The sequence below is a fragment of the Methylococcus sp. ANG genome (assembly GCF_040730495.1).
In the GTDB taxonomy this organism is placed as follows: domain Bacteria; phylum Pseudomonadota; class Gammaproteobacteria; order Methylococcales; family Methylococcaceae; genus Methylococcus.
Genome location: NZ_CP160399.1, coordinates 2,392,672 through 2,417,605, shown reverse-complemented (window position 1 = coordinate 2,417,605; position 24,934 = coordinate 2,392,672). Strand labels below are relative to the sequence as shown.

Here is a 24,934-nt window from a genome sequence, read left to right as displayed (position 1 = left end):
CCAAAAATCGCGCAGCCGTCGCCGAAAGACATGCCAAGAAAGACCAACCCCGATCCCAGCAAACTCGACCGCATCGTCGCCGAAGCCCGCCGTAGCCAGGCGGAGCGGGAGCGCGGCTACCGCGAGCGGGCGCTCAAGATGTACCCCTGGGTTTGCGGACGCTGCGCCCGCGAATTCAACCACAAGAATCTGCGGGAACTCACGGTACATCACCGCGACCACAATCACGACAACAATCCGGCCGACGGCAGCAACTGGGAGTTGTTGTGCCTGTACTGTCACGACAACGAGCACCAGCGCTACCTCAGCGCCGACATGACCGGCAAGGTCGAGGCCGGGGCACGGCAGGCTACCACGCTGACCCACAATGCCTTCGCCGGCCTGGCCGATCTGCTGAAGGCGAAAAAGTAAACCATGACGGTGGAAAACGAGGCGCGGCTGGTCGACATCGAAACCAAGCTCGCTTATCTGGAGGACACCGTTCTCGCCTTGAACGAAGTGCTCGCTCGGCAGCAGAAACAGATCGATCGGCTCGAATCCAAAATCCGGCTGGTGGTCGAGCGCGTGCAGCAGATGTCGGCGCTGGCCGAGCCGGCTGCTCCGGCGGCGGACGAAAAGCCGCCTCATTATTGAGCCAGGCCCCAGACGGGACGGGAGCACTGTAGCGCCGGGACCGGTAGAGGCGAAGCCGCATTCCGCGAATGCACCGCGTGCCGGAAAGGCGAGCCATGAAGAATCAGGAAGATCACCCATGCCCTTGACCCTCCCTCAACTCGAACGCCACCTCTTCAAAGCCGCCGACATCCTGCGCGGCAAGATGGACGCCTCCGAGTTCAAGGAATACATCTTCGGGATGCTGTTCTTGAAGCGCTGTTCCGACGTGTTCGACCAGCGCCGCGAGGAGGTAATCCGCCTCGAAACGAGCGCCGGCAAGACCGAGGCCGAAGCGCGGCTCGCCGCCGAAAACCCCCGCTGGTACAAAACCGAGGGCACCTTCTGGGTGCCGCCCCAGTCGCGCTATGAGACCCTGGTCAACGACGCCCACCACAACGTCGGCGACTATCTGAACAAGGCGCTCACCGGCATCGAGACGGCCAACACCAGCCTGTACGACGTGCTGGAGCACATCGACTTTACCCGCAAGGTCGGTCAGAGCAAGATCCCCGACATCAAGCTGCGCCAGCTCATCACCCACTTCGGCACCTACCGCCTGCGCAACGAGGACTTCGAGTTCCCCGACCTGCTGGGCGCCGCCTACGAATACCTGATCGGCGAGTTCGCCGACTCGGCCGGCAAGAAGGGCGGCGAGTTCTACACACCGCGTTCCGTGGTGCGGATGATGGCGCGGCTGATCAAGCCGACGCTGGCCCACGACATCTACGACCCCTGCTGCGGCTCCGGCGGCATGCTGATCGCGGCCAAGGAGTACATCGACGAGCACGGCGAGGACGGCCGCAAGGCCAACCTCTTCGGGCAGGAGTTCAACGGCACCTGTGGTCCATCGCCAAGATGAACATGCTGCTGCACGGCATCAGCACCGCCGACCTGCAGAACGAGGACACCCTGGCCGATCCGCAGCACGTCGAAGGCGGGGAGCTGATGCGCTTCGACCGCGTGCTCACCAACCCGCCCTTCTCCATCAACTGGGGCAACACCGAGAAAAACGCCGTCGGCACGCCCGCCTGGGCACCAAGGTTCCCCGAACGCTTCCGCTACGGCCAGGTGCCGCTGGGCGCCAAGAAGGCCGACCTGATGTTCCTGCAGCACATGCTGGCCGTCACGCGCGACGGCGGCATGGTCGCCACCGTCATGCCGCACGGCGTGCTGTTCCGGGGCGGCGAGGAAAAGACCATCCGCGCCGGCATCATCGACGCCGACCTGCTCGAAGCCGTGATCGGCGTCGCGCCCAACCTGTTCTACGGCACCGGCATCCCCGCCTGCATCCTGGTGCTGCGCCAGCAGGTGCAGAACGGCGCCAATCGCGTCAGCGGCAAGCCGCCGGAGCGGCAGAACAAGGTGCTGTTCATCAACGCCGACCGCGAGTTCTTCGAAGGCCGGGCGCAGAACCATCTGCTGCCCGAGCACATCGAGAAGATCGTCACCACCTTCGACGAATTCAAGGCCGTGCCAGGTTTCTCCGCCATCGTGGACAACGCCACCCTGAAGGCCAACGACTACAACCTCAACCTCCGCCGCTACGCCGACAACGCCCCGCCGCCCGAGCCGCACGACGTGCGCGCCCACCTGGTGGGCGGCGTGCCCAAGGCCGAGGTCGATGCGAAGGCCGCGCTGTTTGCCGCGCATGGCCTGAACCCGCTGGACCTGTTCATCGTTCGCCCTGAGCCTGTCGAAGGGCAAGCCGGGCTTCGACAAGCTCAGCCCGAACGGCAGTATTACGATTTCAAACCCGAACTGTCCCGGCGCCAGGACCTCAAGCCCGCCATCGAAGGCAATGCCGGGCTGGTTGCCAAGGAGACCGCCGTCCGCGCCGCCTTCGAGGACTGGTGGCGGCAGCACGGCGCGCGCATCACGGCGCTGGCGGGGCAGATGGACAACGCCGCCAGCCTCGTCGCTCTACGCAACGACCTGCTGGCCAGCTTCAGCGAATCGCTCGAAGCCATCGGCCTGCTCGACCCCTTCCAGGTGCGCGGCATCGTCGGCGGCTTCTGGTACCAGACCAAGTACGACTTCCTCACCTTGCAAGCGCGCGGCGCCAAGGGCGTGGCCGACGCCTGGCGCACCAGCATCGTCACCGCGCTGGAGGACAAGGTTGCCAAGGAAAGCCCGCTGGAGCACAAGCTGGTCAAGTTCCTGATGAGCGACTTCGTCGAGGCCATCACCGAGCTGGAGGCGAAGAAGGCCGAGCTGGACAGCCAGATCAAGGCGGCCAGTCCCAAGGATGCCGACGCCGAGGAAAGCGAAGCCGCGGAGGCCGCGGACGAGGACGCCGACGACGAAACCGCGGTGGACGAAGCCCAGATCAAGGCCTGGAAGAAGGAGCTCGCCGCCGTCAAGAAGCAGCTCAAGGCCAAGAAGGAGAGCTTCGCCGTCCACATCACCCGCGAGGTCGACGGCCTCACGCCCGAAGCCGCCGCCGACCTGCTGCTGACCATCCTGCACGACGACATGCGCGCCATCGTCGAGCGCTACATCGCCGCCCAGCGCAAGGCCATCGTCGCCGCCTTCGAGAACTGGTGGGACAAGTACCGGGTGACGCTGACCGAGATCGAAGGCAAGCGGGATGCGGCGGCGCGGGCGCTGCAAGGGTTCTTGAAGGGCTTGGGGTATGTCTGACGTCGATTGGATAGAATGCCAAGTAAGAGACCTAATTGAACGGCACTTCTGCGGCCCGAGTCCTGATTGCGAGGAGCGTCCGATTTTTGAAGATAACGAGTGGGGCGTCCTAAAGACAACCGCAATTACTTGGGCTGGATGGGATGAAACTGCGCACAAGGTGCTACCTAAGGCTTTCTGGAATCAGCCCCAACTAGTGTTTAATTGCGTAAATTAGCGATAGTATTGCGCAGCTGGGAGCCTTTGACTTCCCGCTCGCGCCATCCTTCCCTCCGTTCCTGTGGGTAACGGAGACATGATATTACAGTCGCTTAATAATGCAATTAGACACTAGTACGCCCAGACCTTGATGCAGTTAATTCGCGATTCGTTGGCCAATACCTGGCCGGACCAATTGCACAAACCTACATTAGCAAACTGAACGATGCGGGCGCAAAAGCGGGCCTGAACCTGCCAACGATCCGGGGCTTGGTGACGGCAAAGCCGCTTCGTGCTGAACAGGCTCTGATTGCCACGCGCTTAGACGAGATCGACAACCGCATAGTGAACGCGACGACCGAGTCCGCCAAGCTGCGAGAGATCAAGGCCGGCCTCATGGACGACCTACTCACCGGCCGCGTCCGCGTCACGCCCTTGCTGAAGAGCGCCACCGCATGACCCACCCGCTGCCGCCCGCCGAATCGCTGACGGTCGAGTTCAAGAGCGACCGCAAGCGCCTGTCCGACGCTGAACTGGTCGAGGCGGTGGTCTGCCTGGCCAATGCCGAGGGCGGCGAGTTGTGGCTGGGCGTGGAAGACGACGGCACGCCCACCGGCCTGCACCCCGAGCATGCGCTGCTGGCCGGGCTGCCGGGCCTCGTTGCCGCGCGCACCTCGCCCGCCGTGGCGGTGCAGGTGCAGGCGGTCGAGGTGGGCGGTGTGCGGGTGGCGCGCATTGCGGTGCCCAAGGGGGCGACCGAGGTGGCCACGGCATCCGGCGTGTATTTGCGGCGTCGCATCCGGCATGATGGCCGGCCGGAATGCGTGCCCATGTTGCCGCACGACCGCGCCAGTCGGCTCGCGCATCTGGGCCTGGTGGACGCTTCGGCCCAGGCGGTGGCTGGCGCCACGCTGGCAGACTTCGACCCATTGGAGCGCGAGCGGCTGCGCCAGACCGTGCAGCAATACGGCGGAGACCGGGTGCTGCTGGAGTTGGATGACGATGCGCTGGACGGCGCGCTGGGCTTCACCGCGCGCCAGCCCGACGGCAGCCGCGTGCCCACGCTGTGCGGCTTGCTATTGGTGGGGCGCGAGTCGGCCCTGCGCGAGCTGGTGGCCACGCACGAGCTGGCTTTCCAGGTGCTGGAACGCGAAGCGGTGCGCTTCAACGAATTCAGGCGCTTTCCGCTGCTCAAGGCGCTGGACTGGCTGGAAACCAACTTCCGCCCCTACAACCCCGAGGAGGAGTTGCAGGTGGGGCTGTTCCGCGTGCCGGTCCCGATGGTGGACATGGCGGCCTTCCGCGAGGCCGTGGCCAACGCGCTGATCCACCGCGATTACCACCGCCTGGGCGCTGTGCGTGTGCGGCTGGACGATCAGGGCCTGACCATCAGCAACCCCGGCGGTCTGGTGGAAGGCGTGACCCTGGCCAACTTGCTGACCACCGAGCCGCGCCCGCGCAACCGCGCGCTGGCCGATGCGATGAAGCGCATCGGCGTGGTCGAGCGCTCGGGCCGGGGTGTGGACACGATCTACCGCGGCATGCTCAAGTTCGGCCGCCCGGCGCCGGATTACTCGCGCACCGATGCGCACAACGTGGTGGTGCGCCTGCCCACCGAGCCGGCCGATCTGGATTTCCGCCGTCTGGTGGTGGAGGAGGAGCGGCGGCGAGGCGGCGACCTGCCCATCGACAGCCTGATCGCACTGGCGGCGGTGCGGGAACTCAAGCGGGTGACGGCGGAAGAGCTGGCTGGGCGCATCCAGCGCGATGCCGCCAGCGCCAAGCGCACGCTGGAGGCGCTGACCGAGGCGGGCCTGGTGGAAGCCCACGGCAGCACGCGGGGACGCAGCTACACCCTTTCAGCGGCCGTCTACCGGGTGGCGGGTGACAAGGCGGGCTACACCCGGCAGGCTGGCTTCGCGCCGATCCAGAACGAACAAATGGTGCTGAGTTACGTCCGCCAGCACGGCCAGATCCGGCGCGCCGAGGTGATGGATCTTTGCCATTTGAGCGAGGGTCAAGCCAAGGAATTGATCCGCAAGCTGAAGGAGCGAGGCGCTTTGATCCAGCATGGCGAGCGGCGAGCTGCGTATTACACGGCTGGTTCTTGATCGAGGACAGGGGGCTGCGCTATGGCGGTTTTTGGATGGTTTTGGATGGTTTTGGATGCATTCCGCCAAATGCCCAGCCGGAGGGCGCTCTGATGGGCTGGGAACTCGAAGACGTCGAAAAGCCTTTCGTCGCCCAGTTGCAGGCGCTGGGCTGGGCTCACACCGAAGGCAACCTCGACACCCCGGCGCTCACCGGCCGCAGCAGCTTCTCCGAGGTGATCCAGGAGGGCGTGCTGCGCGAGCGTCTGCGCGCCCTGAACCCCGGCCCCGATGGCCAGCCGTGGCTGGACGATGCGCGGCTGTCGGAAGCCGTGGCCGCCATCACCCGGCTGGGCACGCACAAGCTGATGGAGGCCAACCGGAAGGCCACCGAGACCTTGATCCGCGGCCTGACCGTCGAGGGCCTGCCCGGTTGGGATGGCGGGCGTGGCCAAACGATACGCTACATCGACTGGGACACGCCGGCGAACAACCGCTTCACGGTCGTCAACCAATACCGCGTGGATTGCCCGCCCGGCTTCAACAGCGCCAAGGCGTTCATCGTGCCCGATCTGGTGCTGCTGGTGAACGGCATCCCGCTGGTGGTGGCGGAATGTAAGAGCCCGTCCATCCCCGAGCCGCTGGCCGAGGCCGTCGACCAACTGCGCCGCTACAGCAACCAGCGCAAGGCCGCCTTCGAAATCGACGACAACGAAGGCAACGAGGCGCTGTTCGCCACCAACCAGTTGCTGGTGGCCACCAGTTTCGACGAGGCGCGGGTGGGCAGCGTGGGCTCGGCTTTCGAGCACTTTGCCCAGTGGAAAACGGTGGTCGGCCCCGATGGCACCGGCAGCGAGATCGAGGTGGCCGAACGCTTAAGCAAGCCCAGCCTGTCGGAGCAGGAGCGCCTGATCGCCGGCATGCTGACGCCGGTGCACCTGCTGGATGTGGTGAAGCACTTCCTGCTGTTCATGCAGGTGGGCGGCCAGACCATCAAGTCGGTGTGCCGGTACCAGCAGTACCGGGCGGTGAACCGCGCCATCGCCCGCTCAAGACCGGCCAAACCCGCCTTCAGCACGGCGAGCACGATCAGCGCGGCGGCATCATCTGGCACACCCAGGGCTCGGGCAAATCACTCACGATGGTGTTCCTGGTGCGCAAGATGCGTGCGGAGGCGCAACTGCGGCGCTTCAAGGTCATCGTCGTCACCGATCGCAAGGACCTGCAGACCCAGCTCTCCGTCACCGCCACGCTCACCGGCGAGGTGGTGGAAGTGGCGGACAGCACGGCCGGCGTGAAAGCGCTGGCTCGGCGCAAGGGGCCGGGGCTGATCTTCGCCACCATCCAGAAATACCGCGACAGCGACACGGCGGGCGATGCGCCGCTGACGGTGGACGACTTGCCGAAAGCGAAAGAGCCGAAAGCCGGCTACAAGGCCGGCGAGGCTACTTCCAATGGCGCGTTTGCCAAGGCAAACGCTTTCGAGGTGCTGAACGAGGACGACGGCATCCTCGTGCTGGTGGACGAGGCGCACCGCACCCAGGCGGGCGACCTGCACGCCAACCTGCTGGCCGGCTTGCCCAACTGCGCGCGCATCGGCTTCACCGGCACGCCGATCATCATGGCCGAGAAAGACCGCCTGCAACGACAGGTGCCGCGCAAGGCGTTTGTCGGTGGCGAGGGCTTTCTTTACCTCGGGCGCAGCCACCGGCTGAAGCTGGTTGACGCGCAGGACGCGCCCCTCAAGCTGGCCGGCGGGCGCTTCTGCCTGCGCCATGATGCCTTGCCCGGTGCGCGCGAGCACTTCATCCGGTGGTACAGCGAGCGCGCCAAGGCTTGGCTGTCGAGCCGCGTGGCCGACTACCAGAGCCGGATGGAGGTGAGACCGGCCGGCGTGAAAGTGCAGGACCTGGGCTACCGCTGGGGCTCGTGTGGCAAGGGCGACTGGCTGTACTTCCACTGGAAGGCGATCTTGCTGCCGGCGCGTATCGCCGAGTACGTGGTGGTGCACGAGATCGCCCATCTGCACGAGCCGCACCACACCCCGGCGTTCTGGCGGAGAGTGGAGCGCACGATGCCGGATTACGCCCAGCGCAAGGCCTGGCTGGCCGAGCACGGAATCGACGTCGAAGGAATCTGAAACCGGTTTTGCCTCGCGATTTCCTTCCCCGGATAGAGGCCATCGATGTGCGCGCGCCGGAGATCGTTCGGTCCGGCCGTCAGAGCCATTGCCGCTCGGCTTCGGCGCGCAGCCGGCCCCACAACGCGCCCGGCGGCAGGTCGAACAGAGAGTAGGCGCGGGCCTTGAGTCCCGGCAGGGCGCGCGCGGCAGCCGCCATGCACTGCGCGCTGAGCGCCAGTTCCGAAACGCGGGCCTCGAACAGCAGCATCTGGTGGGCCGTGCGTGCCGCCGTGCCGTAACGCTTGAGCAGGATGCCCTGTCCCTCGTCCTCCAGGGCGGAAACGTCGTCCACCTGGAATACCAGCGTTTCCTCCCCCAGGAACAGCGGATCGCCGCGGAGCGCCGCTTCCACCCGCTCGAACCCGGCACCCTCGTCCAGCTCCACGTACAGATAGCGCTGCTGTTTGCCGCCGGGGACGTGCAGCTCGGTGCACAGCGCATCCTTCACGCCCGGTACGGCTCGGGCCACCGTGGAATGGTGGAGGCTGGTTCCGGCCGGCCGGTGGGTCGTCTCGGTGTCCCCTTTCGGGGTGAGCAGGGCGAAGAGGCCGCGGAACAGCGACAGCGCGCCGGGTTCCCAGCCGGCGCCGACGATGGCCGGAGTTTCGTAAAGGGCGGCCATGCGCCCCATCTCTTCCTTGTGTTCCGCGAGTTCCCGGCCCTCGAAGCGCGCGCATTCCACCACCGGGATGCCTTGCTGCAGCAGTTCGCGGGACACCTCCCGCACCTGGGCGAGCGGCACGCAGACCAGAGCGGCGTCGACCGTTCCGAGTTCGCTGACGTGGGTCACCGCCGGCCAGGCCGAGAAACGTGAGGGCAGGGGTACCGCCACCGTTTGCTGACGCCGGACGAAACCGGCCGGCACGAAATGATCGTCCAGCGCCAGAACCTCGGCGCAGGCCCGCCCCAGCCGGCCGAACCCAACGACGGCCACCCGCATCGTCTGCGGCATGGCGTGGCGGGTCACCAGCGGACCGCGTAGTTCATGACCTCGATATTCTTCTTGAAGATTTCGAGGGCGAAAGGCTGAGCGAGTTCGTAGAGATCCAGGATGGAATAGTCGATTCCCGGCCGCGCGCCTCCCTTCTTCAGGCTTTCTTCCACGTTCCTGGCCATGACCAGCAGCAGGTCGTCCAGATTTTCCGGGGCTACGGTTTCGATGTCTCGCAATAGCTGGTCGCTCATGGCGGTTCCCCCTCAAAACGGAGCGTCATCAGGATTCGCAGACCGGCGTTCATCCGATCAGGTGGTGCTTCCCTTCGACCAGCACCGAACTGGCCTGCGGTCCTTCGTCGCCCATTTCCTCGGCGAAGCGTACCGGTTCGCCGATGGTCAGCCTGTCGAAGTCCGAATTCACCACGCTGTGCCGGTGAAAATAGATTTCCCGTCCATCCGGTGTCTCGATGATGCCGTAGTCCTCAGCCGGGATCAGCCGGGAAATCCGGCCGTGCGCCTGTACCTCGTGCGCCTTGACCTGGGAGCGCCGGCGCCGTCCCAGGTCTTCCAACTGCCTGCGCGCCGCATCGAAGGCGTCGCGGATCGCGACGTAGGCGTCCTCGTGGGCATGATCGAGTCCCGGGTCCCGGCTGACGGCCAGTTCATGGCCGGGCACGGTGAGATCGATCCGCACGTGGTAGACATTTCCTTGATGGTGATGCCTGTGGGACGCCTCGACCATGACCCGGCAGCTCATGATCCCGTCGTAGAACGAATCCAGCTTCCCGACCCGCTCCAGGATGTTCCGCTCCATCGCTTCGGACGGCGACATGTTTCGAAACGTGATCTGCGGCGAAAGTTTCATCTCTCCCCCCCACTCATTTCGGTTTGATATCCAACGATAGACCTTTTCGGTCCGCGTCGATAGGGCCGGTATTCTCAAGTCCGGGTCGCGCTTCCCCGAGGTGCCTGGGGCTGTTTCATCAGGGCCAGCACGTATTCCACCGCACGCTGCGGCGCCTTGATTCCATGGCGGAGACGCAGTTGGCGGATTGCCTCTTCCGCCGTCGCCGGGAGGGGCTCCATGGCAGCGATGAAACCGCTCAGGTCTTCGGTGAGCGCCCAGGGATAGACGAGCCAGCGCCAGGAGACGATCCGCCGGCCGTAGTAGTCCGGCACGACAAGGGAAACCTTCTTGTGATGAAGCACCGCAACCCTGACCTCCCGAGGTTTGCAGCATCGAAGCTGCTCCAGGGCCAGTTGGAGGGTGTCGCCGGTGTCGCTGCAATCGTCGGCCAGCAGCACCCTGAGGCCGTGAACGTTCACGGGAGGAGGCGAATAACAGCGCGCCTTTTCGGTTTTTCGAGCCCCCGCCTCGTAGTGGCCGATACGGATGCTTTGCAGGTCGTACAGCCCCAAGGCATCGCACAGAAGCCGCGCCGGCACGTAGCCGCCTCTGGCGATGGCCACCACGACGTCGGGCCGGTAGCCGGAGGCGCGGATGTTCTCGGCCACGCGCAGGGACAGCCGGCTCACCTGGCTCCAGGTCACCAACTCGCAATGCATGGAGGGATCGCTCATGGCCGGTGAAGCTCGCTCGGCAGTTCCGGTCGCCGGAAGATTCATCGAGTGCAATCGGCCGGCTGGGCCGCTCGAAGCGGAGCGGATGCCGCGGTGCCGCTGTTTCCGGCCTGGCTGCCCTCAGCGGCTCCAGGACACCCGCAGGAGCGCATCCTCGTCGGTGTAGCGCGAATCCAGCTCGCCCTGGTAAGCATGCCGCAGCGCCTCCCCGACGCCATGCGCGAGATGCGTGTCCGTAAAGGTGATGACGGTGCGGTCTTCCCCTTCCTCGATGGCCATGATCCGCTCGAGCGGATGCTCCGCCCGGGCGGCGGCTTCGGTGTTGCGGACGAGGTTGAGAATTTCCGGACGGTGGGCGCCGAAGAAAGACCCGCTCAGCGTCAACTCGCCGGCCGGTACCTGATCGCGTATCCGCTGGCATGCGGGACAGAGATGCCGTTCGGCGTCCCGCGCAGCCTCGCCCCACTGCCAGCGTCCCTGATGGAAGACGGCGCCGCATTCGGGACACACCGTCGGTTCCGGCCATTTGCCCCGGGCGCGGTAGGGATCGTGCACATGCTCTTCGAACATGCTGTCCCTGCGCGGCTGGTGGGCGGGGTCGAGTCGTTTGCCGGGTCCTGTCATGGGTCACCTCGCATGGCTCAATGGGCATCGGTCCGGGGCTCATCATCGGCCCGCCTTGCCCGCCCGTCAAGCTTCGCCGTGCCGGAATGCGCGGCCGCACCCCGCCGGACCGCCGCTCGTTAGCTTATCTCATCGATCCACGCCATCTGGATTGCCTCCAGGATTTTCTCGTTGCATTTGTCGGCGCTGTCGGCGAAGCCGTCCAGCGCCGTGATCCATGCCAGCAGATCGGTGAAGCGGACGTATCGCGGGTCGACGTCCGAGTGCTGGTCGGCGAGGGCGGCGGCAATGTCGTAGGTGTCGTTCCATTTCATGGGGCGGTCCCGAAGTTTCGGAAGAAGCGATGCCATTGATCGAGCAAATTCGCGGCCAAGCGCCGTTATCCCGCGAAAATCCGGGACGGCGGCCGACCGGATTTGTAGTAAAGGTGACAAAGCCCCACGAAACGGAGGGTCATGTGCAATTTCCGACAAGCCGGGGTTCGTCGGCCGGCGCTTACGGCGCCGCAATTACCCACGGTTGGCGGGGTAAGGGCCGCCGTTCGCCATTGGCATGCGTTATGCCTCAGCCAAGCTGAAACCCTCGAGGAAGCCTTAAGAGTGAACGACTACCTGATGCTGCTGCTCGGCACGGCCCTGGTCAACAACGTGGTGCTGGTCAAGTTCCTGGGGCTGTGCCCTTTCATGGGCGTGTCCAGGAAGCTCGATTCGGCCATCGGCATGGGCTTTGCGACGACCTTCGTGTTGACCCTGACCGCGGTGGCGAGCTGGCTCATCGAACATTTCATACTGATGCCCCTGGGCATCGGCTTCCTTCGCATCCTTTCGTTCATCCTGGTGATCGCGGCCGTGGTCCAGTTCACCGAGATGGTGGTGAAGAAGACCAGCCCGGTCCTGTACCAGGTGCTGGGCATTTTCCTGCCGCTGATCACCACCAACTGCGCGGTGCTGGGGGTTGCGCTGCTGAACATCCAGCAGGAATACGATTTTCTTCACAGCGCACTGTTCGGTTTCGGCTCGGCGCTGGGATTCACCCTGGTCATGGTGATTTTCGCCGGCATCCGGGAGCGGCTGGCCCTGATGAGCGTGCCCGAGGCTTTCACCGGCCCGCCCATCGCCTTCATCACGGCGGGCATCCTGTCCCTGGCATTCATGGGTTTCGCGGGTTTGGCCACGCATTGAACCAGATACCTGAAGGAGAGCATATGTACATTCTGTTCGCCATCATCAGCCTGACCGGCATGGGGCTCGCGCTGGGGTTTCTGCTCGGTGCCGCGGCGCGTTATCTGAAAGTGGAAGAAAACCCGCTGATCGACGAGATCGAGGCGATGATGCCGGGGTCGCAGTGCGGCCAGTGCGGCTATCCCGGCTGCCGCCCGGCGGCCGAGGCGCTGGTGGCGGGCGAGGCGCCGGCGACCCTGTGTCCGCCGGGCGGGCGGGCGCTGGCCGAGCAACTGGCCAACAAGCTGTCGATCGATCTGGATCTGTCCGAGGTGGAGGATCAGGTGCCGATGGTGGCGCGGGTGGACGAATCCACCTGCATCGGCTGCGCCCGTTGCTACAAGGTGTGTCCGACCGACGCCCTGGTGGGCGCGCCCAAGCAGATCCATGCCGTGATTTCCGACGCCTGCACCGCTTGCGGCAAGTGCGTGGACGTCTGCCCGACCGAATGCCTGCGGCTCCACCCCATCAAGGTGACGCTGCGCAACTGGCGCTGGCCCAGTCCGGACACGGTCACGGCGAAGGCGGCTTGACCATGGCGGCCTTCAGCTTCCTCTCGTTCGGAGCCTCCGGCAAGATTCGCGGCGGCGTCCATCCCGAGCCGCGCAAGGAATCCACTTCCGACCGGCCCATCGAAACCGCGTTCCCGCTGCCGAAGCGGCTCTATCTGTCCCTGCAGCAGCATGCCGGCCAGCCCGCCGAACCCGTGGTCCGGGTGGGCGACGAGGTGCTCAAGGGCCAACTGCTGGCGGCGGGGCAGGGCACGATTTCGGCACCGGTGCATGCGCCGACTTCGGGTGTCGTGACGGACATCCTGGAGTATCCCGCGCCTCATCCGTCCGCCCTGCCGACGCCGACCCTGCTGCTCGAACCCGACGGGGAGGACCGCTGGATCGAGATACGAGGGGTCGCCGATCCGTTCAGTCTGTCGCCGGAGGAAATCAGCGCCCGCGTCGGTGCGGCCGGTGTGGTGGGCATGGGCGGGGCGGCATTCCCTTCCGCCGTCAAACTGAACCTGGGACGCAAGACCAAGATTCAGACCCTGCTGATCAACGGCGGCGAGTGCGAGCCTTATCTCACCTGCGATGACCGGCTGATGCGCGAGCGCGCGGCGGACATCGTCGACGGCATCCTCATCATGCTGCACGGGCTGGAGTGCAACAAGGCCATCGTAGGCATCGAGGACAACAAGCCCGAAGCCTATGCCGCGATGAACGAAGCGGCGGCGCCGCACGGCGGCAAGGTGGAGGTGCGGCAGGTGCCCTCGCTTTATCCGATGGGCTGGGACAAGCAGCTCATCCGCTATTTCACCGGCAAGGAGGTGCCGGCCGGCGGCCGCTCCGCCGACGTCGGCGTCCTGATGCACAACGTCGCCACGGCCTATGCGGTGCAGCAGGCGGTGCGCCACGGCAGGCCGCTGGTCAGCCGCGTCGTCACGGTCAGCGGTTCGGCGGTGAGCGCGCCGCGCAACGTCGAAGCACCGATCGGCACCCTGCTGGCGGATCTGCTGGCCTTCTGCGGCCATCGTCCGGACGATACCGCGAGCTACGTCATGGGCGGCCCCATGATGGGCGATTCGCTGCCGCACCCCAGGGTGCCTCTGGTCAAGGGCACCTGCGGCATCCTGGCGCTGTCGCCGCAGGAGGTGGCGGCATCCGACGCCAAGGCCTGCATCCGCTGCTCGCGCTGCGTGAGCGCCTGCCCCGCCGGCCTCCTGCCGCTGGAGATGATGACGCGGATCCGGGCCGGACAGTTGGAATCCGCGCTCGGCTACGGCCTGAAGGACTGCATCGGCTGCGGCTCCTGCTCCTACGTCTGCCCCTCGGAAATTCCGCTGGTGCACTATTTCAAATACGCCAGCGGCGAACTCGTGGCGCGCGAACAGACGAAGCACCGGACCGAGCAGACCAAGCGCCTGGCGGAGGAACGGCAGGCGCGGTTCGATCGTCAGAAACGCGAACAGGCGGCGCTGGCCGCCCAGCGCAAGGCCCAGGCGCAGCAGCGCAAGGCGGAGGAGGCCGCATGAGCCTGTCGATATCGAGCGCGCCCTTCACCCGCTCGGACAGCCAGGTCCAGGGGATCATGGCGGCGGTGATGCTGGCCCTGGTGCCGGCCACCGTATTCGGTTTGGTGATCTTCGGCTGGCCGGCGTTTTTCCTGTGGGCGGTGACCCTGCTCTCGGCCCTGGTGTTCGAGGCGGGCTGTCTCGCGCTGGCTGGCAAACCGGTCAAGGCGGTCCTGCTGGACGGCTCCGCCCTGTTGAGCGGCTGGCTGCTGGCGATGACGCTGCCGCCCTGGGCGCCGTGGTGGATCGGCGTGGTCGGTGCCGGCTTGGGCGTCGTGGTCGGCAAGCAGGTGTTCGGCGGTCTCGGCCAGAACCCGTTCAATCCGGCCATGCTGGCGCGGGTCGCCCTGCTGGTGGCGTTTCCGCTGGAAATGACCACCTGGGCGCTGCCTTCGCTGCCGTTTTCCTCGTCTGCGCCGGGGCTGTTCGACAGCCTGGCGATCACCTTCGCCGGCGCCCCGGCGGTGGATGGCATGACGGGGCCCACCCTGATCGGCAACTGGAAGACGGAACTTTCGCAGGGGCGGGGCTTGAGCGAATCGCTGGTTTCCGGCCATTACAACGTGGTGACGTCGATTCTCGGCTGGAAGGCGGGCAGCCTGGGCGAGACCTCGTCCCTGCTGGTGGCTTTGGGGGGGCTCTGGCTGCTGAAAAAAAAGATCATCACTTGGCATATTCCCGTGTCCTTGCTGGCGACGCTGGCGCTGCTGGCCAGCGTGTTCGCCTGGATCGACGGCGAACGCTATGCCGGTCCGGTCTTCCATCTCACTTCCGGCGCCGTGATGCTCGCGGCGTTCTTCATCGCCACCGACTACGTCACTTCGCCCAGCAGCCCCGCCGGGCAACTCGTATTCGGCGCGGGCTGCGGCCTGTTCATCTTCGTCATCCGCACCTGGGGCGCTTACCCGGAAGGCGCGGGGTTCTCGGTGCTGCTGATGAACGCGCTGACGCCCGTCATCGACCATTACGTGCGGCCGCGCATCTACGGCCGCGACCTCAAGGGCCGGCCGCTGGATCTGCCGGGAGGACGGCGATGAACAGCATGGCGCCTGAAAACCTGCGGGCGGAGGCCGCCGGCCGGTGGGAGCGGCTGCGGCGGCGGTTCGACGACCTGGAGACTCTGCGCCAGCGGCTGGACTACCAGACCTGGCTGCTGGCCGCCGCCGGCCTGGTGGCCAGCCTGTTGCTGGGCCTGGGCGATCTGGCGACTCGGGGGCCCATCGAGCAGCGCCAGGCCGAGGACATGCGGGCGACGCTGGAGCAGGTGCTGCCACCCGATCTGCATGACAACGACCTGCTGCGCGATGTGAAAACGGTGTCCGACACCGGCTTGGGCGAGACTCGGGTGTATCTGGCGCGCAAGAACGGCGAGGTCACCGCGGTCGCCTTCAAGTTGTCCGCCACCGGCGGCTATTCCGGCCCGATCGCCCTGGTGATAGGCCTGAAGGCCGACGGTACGGTGCTCGGGGTCCGCGTGGTGGCCCATGCCGAAACGCCGGGGCTGGGCGACAAGATCGAAACCGCCAAGTCGGAGTGGATTCTGTCCTTTTCAGGCCGTTCGCTGGACAACACCTCGGACGAACGCTGGCGGGTCAAGAAGGACGGCGGCGATTTCGACCAGTTCGCCGGCGCCACCATCACCCCGCGCGCCGTGGTGGGCGGGGTGTTCAAGGGCCTGCAGTTCTTCCGGCGGCACCGGACCGAACTGGTGCCGCCCGCAACAGGAGGTCAACGATGAATCCGGAGTTTCGCAAAATCACCCGCGACGGCCTGTGGGACAACAACATCGTCTTCAGCCAGAGCATCGGCCTGTGTCCGCTCCTGGCCGTCACCGGCACCGCGACCAACGGTCTCGGCATGGGACTGGCCACACTGGCGGTCATGGTCGTGTGCAACGTCCTGGTTTCCTGGGTACGCGTGCTGATTCCCCCGGAGATACGCATCCCGGTGTTCGTGGCGCTGATCGCCATGGTGGTGACGCTGGTGGACATGATGATGAACGCCTGGCTGCACGAGATGCACAAGGTGCTGGGCCTGTTCATCCCGCTGATCGTGACCAACTGCGCCATCCTGGGCCGGGTCGAGGCCTATGCTTCCCGCCATCCGGTGGCGCATGCGGCGATGGACGGGCTAATGATGGGACTGGGTTTCACCCTGGCCCTGGTGGTGCTGGGCGCGGCCCGCGAAGCGCTCGGCGCCGGTACCCTGTTCGCCAGCGCGCGTCTGCTGATGGGCGACTCCTTCGCCTGGCTGGAAACGACGTTCATCCACGACTACCGGGGATTCCTGCTGATGGCTCTGCCGCCGGGCGGATTCCTGATGCTCGGCTTCCTCCTGGCGGGAAAGAAACTGATCGACAAGCGTCTGGCCGCCCGCCAGCGCCGGTTGATCGCGGTGGGCGAAACGCTGGTGGAGACTTGAGGGAGGCGGCATGAACGTGGGGGTGTGCTATGCGGATTCCGACCGCCAGCTCTGGCTCCGGATGGAGATGCCGGATGAGAGCACGGTTGAACAGGCCATCCGCTACTCGGGCATTCTGGAACGGTTTCCGGAAATCGACCTGGGCGTCCAGAAAGTCGGCATCTTCGGCAAGCTGGTGAAACTGGACGCGCCGGTGAAGGAAGGCGACCGCATCGAGATCTATCGTGCGATCACCGCCGATCCCAAGACGGTGCGGCGCCGCAAGATCGCTTCCGACGACGATGATGACGACGACGATTGATGCCGACACCCGGCGCCGGGGCGAAGCCGTCTGCGCAAGGCTCCTGGACGAAATCGAGAAGTTGGGCATCGCGCCCGGCCGGCTTGCGCGGCTGCCCGCCTATGACCAGGCCGAGTTCGAATCCAGCAAAGACCCTTACAGCGGCGAGGAGACCCTCTGCGGCCATTGGCGCGACGCCCGCGGCCACAGCATCGGGCAGATGAAATTCCATGGCGACGGCTCGTTTTATGCCGAGTTCGACGTGGTCCTTCCGCACCCCACCGATCCGCGCTGGTTCGTGGAGGGCGTAACGGCCTGGGGCCGGGACGATGCGATCAAGAGCGAGGCGAAGCTGCTGGAGACTCTGGGGGAGTGAAAAGCGTGCGAGTCATCGCACAAGAAGGGGGGCCAAGAAAAACAAAGAAGGGGGTCAGGTCTTGCATATGGCAAGAAGGGGGTCAGGCAAGAAGGGGGTCAGGTCTTGCATATGAGCATGATGTTTTGCAAGACCTGACCCCTGCGTGCTCTCTTCTCGATAGCCTTCGCCTCGTAATCATTCAGAAACGATCCTCACGGCGATTTGAAAGTCCCGTGAGGACTTTGTGATCACGCGCCCGGCATAGTGGCTCCGCGTCCGCCAAACCTGTTTCGGCAAGGCGACGTATTTGCCCAAGCCACTTCAAATCAGGAGTATCTGTCATGCGAAACACCCGTAACACCTCCCTTCCCTCAACCCCTTTCCACTCTCTGACCGGCGCGCTGTTGCTCGCCGGTTTGGGCCTCCTGTCTTCCAATGTCTATGCAACGGAGAACGAAGGCGGCCGCGACCTATTTATCCGCAGCGCCGTGGAAAACCCTACGGAAGATACCGTGAACCTGCCCCTCTATCGCGGCCGCAGCCAGGGGCAGACGGTCTGGTATGTGGTGCTGGACGCCTCGACCGGCACGGCGGCGGAAAAATACGGTGTCAACCGTGCCGACAAGCTGAAAAATGCCAGAGGCACGGCCGCGGTGCAGAAGGTCCGCCTCGTAGATGGCCTGATCGAGTTTCCGGCGACGGTGGATTTCAGACCGGAGCGCCTGGTGGTCCCCGGCCCATCTGGTTTTCCTCCTCTAGCCGTGCAGCCGGGCGCGGTCGGTCAACCCGGTTACAGCCCTTTGATTGAATTGCCGGATGGCACCATTCTCAATGCGCCGCATCTGGCCAACGATTCAGGGCAAGCGGACAAGGTGGTCGCGCTCGACACCGGGGCTCGCAGCGTGACGTACAAAGAAACGGAAGGGTATGCGAACGGCAAGGAGGTCTATTACGTCTCCACCGATGCCTCGGGCTTTACCGCCGCGGCGCTGGAAGGGGTGACTTTCGCGCCGCAGCTGGACGCCGCACCGTTCTTGGGCGGCGACGGCAGCAAATCCGCCCGCGCCGCGCTGGCCGCCTTCGTCAACGGCCAGACCGGCGCCGACAACCCGGAACGTCAGGGGCTCAACTCGGCCCTGCTGGATGGTCTCGACCCGCTCAACGTGATCGCCTGGACGCCGAATCAGGGTCGTTACAGCCCGCTTTGGGACGTGCATCTCGCCATGTGGAGCGATGCCGCCGTGACCGATGGGCTGAACGTGATGCAGGAGGACTTCGGCGACATCCTCGGGCTGGCCCGGAAGGGTCTGGTGACCGCACCCGGTGGCGCGAAGTTCGGTCCGGCGGGCTTCATCGTCAACTGCCCGGTGGTCAGCCGGGTCAGGTGAGGCTCGGCCGCCTCGTTCGATCGCCGCCGGGTCGTCCGGCGGCGGTCTTTTCCTTCGTGGTGGTCACGGCGATTTGATGAGGCCATGAGGATTTCGCGATTTCCCGCCCCGCATAATTCTCCCCGCCCTTTCGATAATTGCAAAGAGGGGGGCAGGTCTTGCATAAGAGCATGATGTTTTGCAAGACCTGACCCCTTCGTGTGCGCACGTGACCCCTTCGTGTGTGACCCCTTCGTGTGCGTGCTGAAGGTAAATCGGTTACCGTGAAAGCTCCTGATGTTTGAGGCGAGCAGGGTCCTTCCGCCGAAACGGAAATCTGGGTGTTACGCTGGCCGAGGCGAGTTACGCCGCCGCGGGAGCGGCCTTATGCCAGAGGCCGAACTTCTTCCAGAGAAAGGGGGTCAGGTCTTGCATATGAGCATGATGTTCTGTAAGACCTGACCCCTTCGTGTGAGCATGACCCCTTCGTGCGCTTGAATGGATCATTCCAAATCAATCAGTTGCCGGGGGTTTCTTGAGAGTCTGTCTTAGCCGAGAGTCGCTCGTCCTGCCATCCCCCTCCAAACGCCCGATACAGCGAAACCAGCGAAACCAGCGATGCGGTCCGGGCTTTGACGTTTTGATCCAGGGCCGAGAGTCTGCCGCTTTTGGCATCGAGCACCGAAAGGTAGTCGCCGGCCCCCCGTTCATACAGCGCCTCGGCCGAGCGCCGGGCCTGTTCCGCCGCGGCTTCCGCCTGCAGCAGGCGGGCGTGGCGTTCGCTGGCGGTGCGATGGGCTAGATAGGCGTTTTCGACGTCCTCCAGCGCGAGCAGGAAGGTCTTTTCGTAATTCGCCGCCACCTCGTCGAGCCTTGCATCGGCGGCCGCGATCTGCGAGCGGATGCGCCCCGCATTGAAGACCGGTGCGGTCAGGCCCGAGCCGAGCGCATAGACGCTTTCCGCGAGGCTGGGAAAACCGCCGACCGCCAGGGCGCCGAAGCCGCCGCTGGCCGACAGCACCAGTTTCGGCAGCAGGTCGGCGCGGGCCGCCCCCAGGCTGGCCGCGGCGGCGAGGACTTCGGCCTGGGCCTGGCGGAGGTCGGGCCGCTGCACGAGCAGGCTCGACGGCAGCAGTTGGGGAATGGAGGGGGCCGAGGCCGGCAACGGACGGGAGGCGGCCAGCCTGGCTTGCAGCGCCTGCGGTGGTTGGCCGGTCAGGATGCTCAGGCGGTGGATCAAGCGGACGGCGGTTTCGTTCAGCGCCGGCAGGGCCGCTTCCGCGCTTTGCAACAGCGCTTCCTGGCCGGCGACGCCGGCTTCATTGGCGAGGCCGGCACGGTAGAAGGCCTTCAAGGCTTTCAGCCGCTCGCGCTGCACCGCGAGATTGTCTTCGAATATGGCCGTCTGCCGCTGCACTCCGCGCAGTTCCAGGTAGTTCGTCGCCACCTGCGCCAGGAGGCCGACCTGGGCCGCGTGCAGCGTTTCTTCCACGCCCAGCGCCTGGGCCGCCGCCGCTTCGGCTTCCAGGTGGCGCTGGCCGAACAGGTCCAGCTCCCAGCGCGCGGAGAGGCCGCCGGTGACCATGTCGGCGGTGGGCGTGATCAGTTGGTATCCCTGCGAGCCGGGCACGGCGATGATGCGGTCGATCCGTTTTTCGCGTCCGCCGGAGGTGAAGAAATCGATGCTGGGATAAAGCGCGGATTCCGCGACGACCACCATCGCCGCGGCCTCCCGGACCCGGGCCTGGGCACCCCGGAGGTCCTGGTTGGCGGCCAGCGCGCGGTCGATCAGGCCGTCCAGAACCGGGTCATCGAATTTCTTCCACCAGTCTTTCAGGGCCGCAGGGTCGGATACCGGCGCCGCCGGCGCCTGAGCCCAGTTTTCGGGCACGGCCGGGGCCGGGGGGGGATCGACCCGGGTCGGCGTGCAGCCGTACAGCAGGCTTGCGGCCAGCGCGCCGGCCAGCACCTTACGGAACGGTTTCATGCGCGCCCTCCTTGACGCGCCCCCTTCGGGCGCCCTCCGGCTGTCCAAATTCGCTCCCGACGAATTTGTCATGCGGCCTCCTCGCGCCGGCCGACCCTGAACCAGGCCGCGTAGAGCGCCGGCAGGAAGAACACCGTGAGCAGGGTGGCGACGGTGAGACCGCCCATGATGGCGATCGCCTGCGGAGCGAAGAAGTCGTTGGTGGACAGAGGGATCATGGCGAGGATCGCGGCCGCCGCCGTGAGCATGATCGGCCGGAAGCGGCGGACCGTGGACTCGATGATGGCGCGGCGGGTGTCGAGGCCGGCTTTTTCGTCCTGCTCGATCTGGTCCACCAGGATGACCGAATTGCGCATGATCATGCCGGCCAGGGCGATGATGCCGAGCAGCGCCACGAATCCGAACGGCGCCCGGAACAGCAGGAGGGCGAAGGCGGCGCCGATCACGCCCAGGGGCGCCGTGACAAACACCAGGAAGGTCCGGGACAGATTCTGCAATTGCAGCATCAACAGCAGCAGCGTGGCAACGATAACCAAGGGAATCCAGACCAGGATGGATTTCTGCGCGGTCCAGGCGTCCTCCCTGGCGGCGCCGGTTTCGACGAAATAGCCGGGCGGCAGCTCGTCCAGGATGGGTTTGAGCGCCGGTTCTATCTCCGCCGCCACGTCGGGTGCCAGCATGCCGTCGGTCACGTCGGCGCGCACCGAGATCGCCGGGAAGCGGTTGCGTCGCCAGCGCACGCCGTCCTCGAACACGGTTTCGAACCGCACCAGTTGGGACAGCGGTACCGGGTTGCCGCTGCCGGCAGGCACGGCGAGGTCGGGCAGGCCGCCGGCGTCCGTCCGCAACCGGGGCTGGGCGCGCCAGACGATGTCGATGAGCTTGTCGTCTTCGCGGAGCTGTCCCACCGTCACGCCGCTGTAGTAAGCCTGCAGGGCTCGGGCGAGAGACGCGGTGCTGACGCCCAGCGTCCGTGCCTTGTCCTGGTCCAGCGCCAGCCGCAGCGAGGGAATGCGCTCGTGCCAGTCGTCGTTCACGTCCACGGTATGGGGATTGGCGCGCATGACCGCCGCCACCCGGTCGGCGACGCCGCGGACGACGGCCGGGTCTTCGCCGAACACCCGGAATACCACGGGATAGTCCATCGGCGGGCCGACGTTCAGCCGCATGGCGCGCCCGCGCACTTCCGGAAAATCGGCGGCCAGTGCCTCGCGGACCCGCCGCATCACCCGTTCACGGGCGCCGTTGTCGCCCGTCATCACCACGAATTCGGCCAGATTGGCATTGGCGAGCTGCTGCACGATGAGCAGGAAAAAGCGTGGGCTGCCGCCGCCGATATAGGTGGCGTAATTCAGCACATCCGGGTCTTTGGCCAGAACCGCCTCCATCCGCTTGGCCGCGGCTTCGGTCTGGGCGAAGCTGCTTCCCTCGGGCAGCCACAGGTCGATCACGACTTCCGGCCGGTTCGACAGCGGGAAAAACTGCTCCGGCACCCGGCTCAAGGCCGCGATGCCGACGGCGAACAGCGTGGCCGTCGCCAGGATCACCTTGCCGCGGTGCTCGACGCAGGCCGACACCCATCCCCGCAGGCGGTTGTAGAAGGGTGTGTCGTAGAGTTCGTGGGCGAAGCCGGCTCCGGCGCCTTTCGGTCGGAGCGCCATGAATCCCAGGTAAGGCGTGAAGATCACCGCGCCGAACCAGGACAACAGCAGCGAGAGCCCCACCACCTGGAAGATCGCTTGCGTGTATTCGCCGGCCTGTGAACGGGCCAGGCCCACCGGCAGGAAGCCGGCGATGGTGATCAGGGTGCCGGTGAGCATCGGAAAGGCGGTGGCGCGGTAGGCGAAGGTCGCGGCCCGCATCCGGTCCCAGCCTTCCTCGAGCTTCCGGGCCATCATCTCGATGGCGATCATGGCATCGTCCACCAGCAGGCCCAGCGCCAGGATCAGCGCGCCCAGGGAGATGCGGTGCAGGGCGATGCCGGCCAGCAGCATGCCGAGCAGGGTGGCGGCCAGTACCAGGGGCACCGTCAGCGCGACGACCGCACCCGCCCGCAGCCCCAGACTTAGAAAGCTGACCAGGAGCACCGCCGCCAGGGCTTCGAAGAAAGTGCGCTTGAATTCGCCGATGGAGCGTCGGACGACCTGTGCCTGGTCGGCGATCTTTTCCACCTCGATGCCCACCGGCAGCTCGCTTTCGATGCGCTTCAGCGTGGCGTCCAGGGCTTTTCCCAGCGCCAGCACGTCGCCTTTCCTGTTCATGGCGATGCCCAGCCCGATCACGTCCTTGCCGTTGAAACGCATCCGGAATTCCGGCGGGTCGGCGTAGCCGCGCTTGACTTCGGCGAAGTCACCGACCCGGAAGGTCCGGCCGCCGACGCGCACCGCGAGATTCGCCACGTTTTCCACCGAGTCGAAGGCCCCGCTGATCCGGATCGGTAGATCGCCCGCGGCGGTGTTCACCGTTCCCGCCGGCGCCATGGCGTTCTGGGCCTGCAGGGCGGCGGCGACCTCCGTGGCGTCCAGTCCCAGCCGGGCCATCTTCTTGTCGGAAAACTCGATGTAGATTTTTTCGTCCTGGGCACCGATGAGATCGGCCTTTTCCACGTCCTTGACCCGCAGTATCTGCTGACGGGCGGCGTCGACCTGATCCTTGAGCCGGGCGTAATCGAAGCCTTCACCGGAAAAGGCGTAAACCAGGCTGTAGGTGTCGCCGAATTCGTCGTTGAAGAAGGGGCCGACGATGCCCTGCGGCAGCGTCATCCGGATGTCGCCGATTTTCTTGCGGACCTGGTACCAGATGTCGGCGACCTCTTCCGGCGAGGTCTCCTCGCGGGGCACCACGAAGATCAGCGATTCTCCCGGCTTGGAGTAGCTGCGCAGGTGGTCGAGGTCCGGGAGTTCCTGGAGCTTTCTTTCCAGGCGGTCGGTGATCTGCTGCTCCACCTCGCGCGCCGTCGCGCCCGGATACAGCGTCTTCACCACCATCAGGCGGAAGGTGAATTCCGGATCCTCCCGCTGTTCCAGGCGGAAATAGGCGAAAAGCCCGCCCAGCAGGATGAGGGCCATGAGGAAGCCGGTAAAGGCGCGGTGTTCAAGCGCCCATTGGCTCAGGTTGAAATCTTTCATGGCCGGCGGCCGGCCGGGTCGGGGAGGATGCGCACTTTCTGGCCTTCGGCCAGGCGCTGCACGCCGGCAGTCACCACGATCTGGCCGGGCATCAGTCCTTCGACGGAGACGCGCTCCGCGCTCAAGACCCCGCTCAGCCGGACGGGCACCGACCTGACCGTGAGCCGCGCCTCGTCCACCAGCCAGACGCGTGGAGGTTCGGGCTGTTGCTGGGGGCTGAACACGGCCGAGAGCGGGATCGCCGCTCCCTCCGCCGGCCCGGCTGCGTCGATCCAGAGGGTCGCGGTCATGCCGAGGCGGGCGGTGTCCTGGCCTTCCAGCAGGGTCGCCCGGACCCGGTAGGTCCGGCTCGCCGGATCGGCCGCCGCGGCGATCTCGCGGATGCGCGCCTTGAGCCGCCGCCCGTCGGCCCAAAGCGTCACCGCCGCCTCCTGCCCCGGATGGATCCGTCCGACGCGATGCTCGGGAATGTCGACGCTGACCTCCTGTTCGTCGAACCGGGCCAGCGTGAGCACCGGCTGGCCGGCGGCGAGCACCTGGCCGGTTTCCGCCGAGACCGCGGTCACCACTCCGTCCCGGTCGGCACGCAGCTCGGTGTAGTCCACCTGGTTGGCCGCTTGGCCGAGCTGGGCTTCGAGCGCGGCCACGCGCTCCTTCGCGGCGGTGAAAGCGGTGCGGCGGCGATCGAATTCGGGAGGGCTGACGACGCGCTGGTCCAGAAGTTCACGGTATCGCTGAAGGTCTTCGCGGGTGAACTCCAGGTCCGCCCGGGCGGAGACCAACTGGGCCTTGACGGTTTGCATGGCCAGCTTGTAGTCGGCGGCGTCCAGGCTGGCCAGCAACTGGCCTTTCCGGACCCTGTCCCCCAGTTCGACCGGGCGGGAAGCCAGCTTTCCGGCGACCCGGAAGGACAAGGCGGTCTCGTGGCGGGCCTTGATTTCGCCGGCGAAGCTCATGGCGGCGGAATCCGTTTCCGCGCCGACCCGGAAGGTGACGACCGGCCGGGTCTGGTCCGGTCCCCCGCGGCTGTCGGAGCAGGCCGCGAGAGTCGACAGAATCGCGAGGAGGATGAAAGTTCCCGGTTTCCGCGGAATCGTGTCGTATGTCATGGAGGGTTCCCTGGCCCGGGCAGCCGAGGCGGGGAAGCAGGGGCTTCCGCGGGCGTAAAGTCCTGAAGGTTGGGCGGCGGCGTGACCCGCAAGG

22 protein-coding genes and 2 pseudogenes are annotated in these 24,934 nt (G+C 65.9%); 15 read left to right on the top strand and 9 right to left on the bottom strand.

Annotated elements, in window-relative coordinates:
- The first annotated feature begins 30 nt into the window (after positions 1 to 30).
- The 6 genes and pseudogenes from ABZN20_RS11770 (at position 31) to ABZN20_RS11745 (ending at position 7,722) form a co-directional block, all read left to right on the top strand.
- A complete protein-coding gene (locus ABZN20_RS11770) occupies positions 31 to 411 on the top strand; it encodes a YajD family HNH nuclease (protein ID WP_367025377.1) in 381 nt (126 codons plus the stop codon).
- Between the two features lie 3 nt (positions 412 to 414).
- Positions 415 to 633, top strand: a complete 219-nt coding sequence (locus tag ABZN20_RS11765) for a SlyX family protein (protein WP_218808540.1) — start codon at positions 415 to 417, stop codon at positions 631 to 633.
- Positions 634 to 751: 118 nt separating this feature from the next.
- Positions 752 to 3,294 (top strand): annotated as a pseudogene (locus tag ABZN20_RS11760) (N-6 DNA methylase).
- 653 nt (positions 3,295 to 3,947) lie between these two features.
- Entirely contained in the window at positions 3,948 to 5,603 is a 1,656-nt protein-coding gene (locus ABZN20_RS11755; protein ID WP_367025376.1) for an ATP-binding protein, read from the top strand.
- A 35-nt stretch (positions 5,604 to 5,638) separates the two neighbouring features.
- Positions 5,639 to 6,367, top strand: a pseudogene (locus ABZN20_RS11750) (type I restriction endonuclease); the annotation flags it as partial.
- A gap of 32 nt (positions 6,368 to 6,399) precedes the next feature.
- The gene (locus ABZN20_RS11745) at positions 6,400 to 7,722 is read left to right on the top strand and encodes a YgjP-like metallopeptidase domain-containing protein (RefSeq protein WP_367025375.1); all 1,323 of its coding nucleotides are present in this window, start codon (positions 6,400 to 6,402) and stop codon (positions 7,720 to 7,722) included.
- Between the two features lie 79 nt (positions 7,723 to 7,801).
- Here the strand turns inward: ABZN20_RS11745 and ABZN20_RS11740 are convergent, their stop codons facing one another.
- From ABZN20_RS11740 to iscX, 6 genes are all read right to left on the bottom strand, one after another.
- Complete coding sequence (locus tag ABZN20_RS11740; RefSeq protein ID WP_367025374.1) at positions 7,802 to 8,731, bottom strand: hypothetical protein; 930 nt, start codon at positions 8,729 to 8,731, stop codon at positions 7,802 to 7,804.
- Positions 8,728 to 8,949: a hypothetical protein gene (locus tag ABZN20_RS11735; protein ID WP_218808548.1), complete on the bottom strand. Its 222-nt coding sequence runs from the start codon at positions 8,947 to 8,949 to the stop codon at positions 8,728 to 8,730. The genes ABZN20_RS11740 and ABZN20_RS11735 overlap by 4 nt, the downstream gene beginning before the upstream one ends.
- A 49-nt stretch (positions 8,950 to 8,998) precedes the next feature.
- The gene (locus ABZN20_RS11730; protein ID WP_218808549.1) at positions 8,999 to 9,565 is read right to left on the bottom strand and encodes an HPF/RaiA family ribosome-associated protein; all 567 of its coding nucleotides are present in this window, start codon (positions 9,563 to 9,565) and stop codon (positions 8,999 to 9,001) included.
- Between the two features lie 74 nt (positions 9,566 to 9,639).
- A complete protein-coding gene (locus ABZN20_RS11725) occupies positions 9,640 to 10,281 on the bottom strand; it encodes a phosphoribosyltransferase (protein ID WP_367025372.1) in 642 nt (213 codons plus the stop codon).
- 120 nt (positions 10,282 to 10,401) lie between these two features.
- Positions 10,402 to 10,905, bottom strand: coding sequence for a BCAM0308 family protein (locus ABZN20_RS11720; protein WP_367025371.1), 504 nt, complete (start codon positions 10,903 to 10,905; stop codon positions 10,402 to 10,404).
- A gap of 119 nt (positions 10,906 to 11,024) precedes the next feature.
- Complete coding sequence (gene iscX, locus ABZN20_RS11715; RefSeq protein ID WP_218808552.1) at positions 11,025 to 11,219, bottom strand: Fe-S cluster assembly protein IscX; 195 nt, start codon at positions 11,217 to 11,219, stop codon at positions 11,025 to 11,027.
- A 285-nt stretch (positions 11,220 to 11,504) separates the two neighbouring features.
- Here iscX and rsxA point away from each other — a divergent pair, with 285 nt between their 5' ends.
- From rsxA to ABZN20_RS11670, 9 genes are all read left to right on the top strand, one after another.
- On the top strand, positions 11,505 to 12,086 hold the full coding sequence (gene rsxA / locus ABZN20_RS11710; RefSeq protein WP_218808553.1) for an electron transport complex subunit RsxA: 582 nt from the start codon (positions 11,505 to 11,507) through the stop codon (positions 12,084 to 12,086).
- 23 nt (positions 12,087 to 12,109) lie between these two features.
- On the top strand, positions 12,110 to 12,658 hold the full coding sequence (locus tag ABZN20_RS11705) for an RnfABCDGE type electron transport complex subunit B (protein WP_218808554.1): 549 nt from the start codon (positions 12,110 to 12,112) through the stop codon (positions 12,656 to 12,658).
- Positions 12,659 to 12,660: 2 nt separating this feature from the next.
- Positions 12,661 to 14,151 carry an electron transport complex subunit RsxC gene (rsxC, locus tag ABZN20_RS11700; RefSeq protein ID WP_367025370.1) on the top strand — a complete coding sequence of 497 codons (1,491 nt, stop codon included), beginning with the start codon at positions 12,661 to 12,663 and terminating at the stop codon, positions 14,149 to 14,151.
- Positions 14,148 to 15,227, top strand: coding sequence for an RnfABCDGE type electron transport complex subunit D (locus ABZN20_RS11695; RefSeq protein WP_218808556.1), 1,080 nt, complete (start codon positions 14,148 to 14,150; stop codon positions 15,225 to 15,227). The genes rsxC and ABZN20_RS11695 overlap by 4 nt, the downstream gene beginning before the upstream one ends.
- Positions 15,228 to 15,232: 5 nt before the next feature.
- On the top strand, positions 15,233 to 15,928 hold the full coding sequence (gene rsxG, locus ABZN20_RS11690) for an electron transport complex subunit RsxG (RefSeq protein ID WP_367025369.1): 696 nt from the start codon (positions 15,233 to 15,235) through the stop codon (positions 15,926 to 15,928).
- Entirely contained in the window at positions 15,925 to 16,611 is a 687-nt protein-coding gene (locus ABZN20_RS11685; RefSeq protein WP_218808558.1) for an electron transport complex subunit E, read from the top strand. Before rsxG ends, ABZN20_RS11685 begins: the two co-directional genes overlap by 4 nt.
- Positions 16,612 to 16,621: 10 nt before the next feature.
- Positions 16,622 to 16,912 carry an RnfH family protein gene (locus ABZN20_RS11680; RefSeq protein WP_218808559.1) on the top strand — a complete coding sequence of 97 codons (291 nt, stop codon included), beginning with the start codon at positions 16,622 to 16,624 and terminating at the stop codon, positions 16,910 to 16,912.
- Complete coding sequence (locus ABZN20_RS11675) at positions 16,893 to 17,267, top strand: hypothetical protein (protein WP_367025368.1); 375 nt, start codon at positions 16,893 to 16,895, stop codon at positions 17,265 to 17,267. The genes ABZN20_RS11680 and ABZN20_RS11675 overlap by 20 nt, the downstream gene beginning before the upstream one ends.
- 323 nt (positions 17,268 to 17,590) lie before the next feature.
- Positions 17,591 to 18,637 (top strand): DUF7482 domain-containing protein, encoded by a 1,047-nt coding sequence (locus tag ABZN20_RS11670; protein WP_367025367.1) that lies wholly within the window; start codon positions 17,591 to 17,593, stop codon positions 18,635 to 18,637.
- A 496-nt stretch (positions 18,638 to 19,133) separates the two neighbouring features.
- On the opposite strand, the gene ABZN20_RS11665 is transcribed toward ABZN20_RS11670, so the two are convergent.
- From ABZN20_RS11665 to ABZN20_RS11655, 3 genes are all read right to left on the bottom strand, one after another.
- Positions 19,134 to 20,603: a TolC family protein gene (locus ABZN20_RS11665; protein WP_367025366.1), complete on the bottom strand. Its 1,470-nt coding sequence runs from the start codon at positions 20,601 to 20,603 to the stop codon at positions 19,134 to 19,136.
- A 68-nt stretch (positions 20,604 to 20,671) separates the two neighbouring features.
- Positions 20,672 to 23,731: an efflux RND transporter permease subunit gene (locus tag ABZN20_RS11660; RefSeq protein ID WP_367025365.1), complete on the bottom strand. Its 3,060-nt coding sequence runs from the start codon at positions 23,729 to 23,731 to the stop codon at positions 20,672 to 20,674.
- A complete protein-coding gene (locus ABZN20_RS11655) occupies positions 23,728 to 24,840 on the bottom strand; it encodes an efflux RND transporter periplasmic adaptor subunit (protein ID WP_367025364.1) in 1,113 nt (370 codons plus the stop codon). Before ABZN20_RS11655 ends, ABZN20_RS11660 begins: the two co-directional genes overlap by 4 nt.
- Positions 24,841 to 24,934 lie beyond the last annotated feature (94 nt).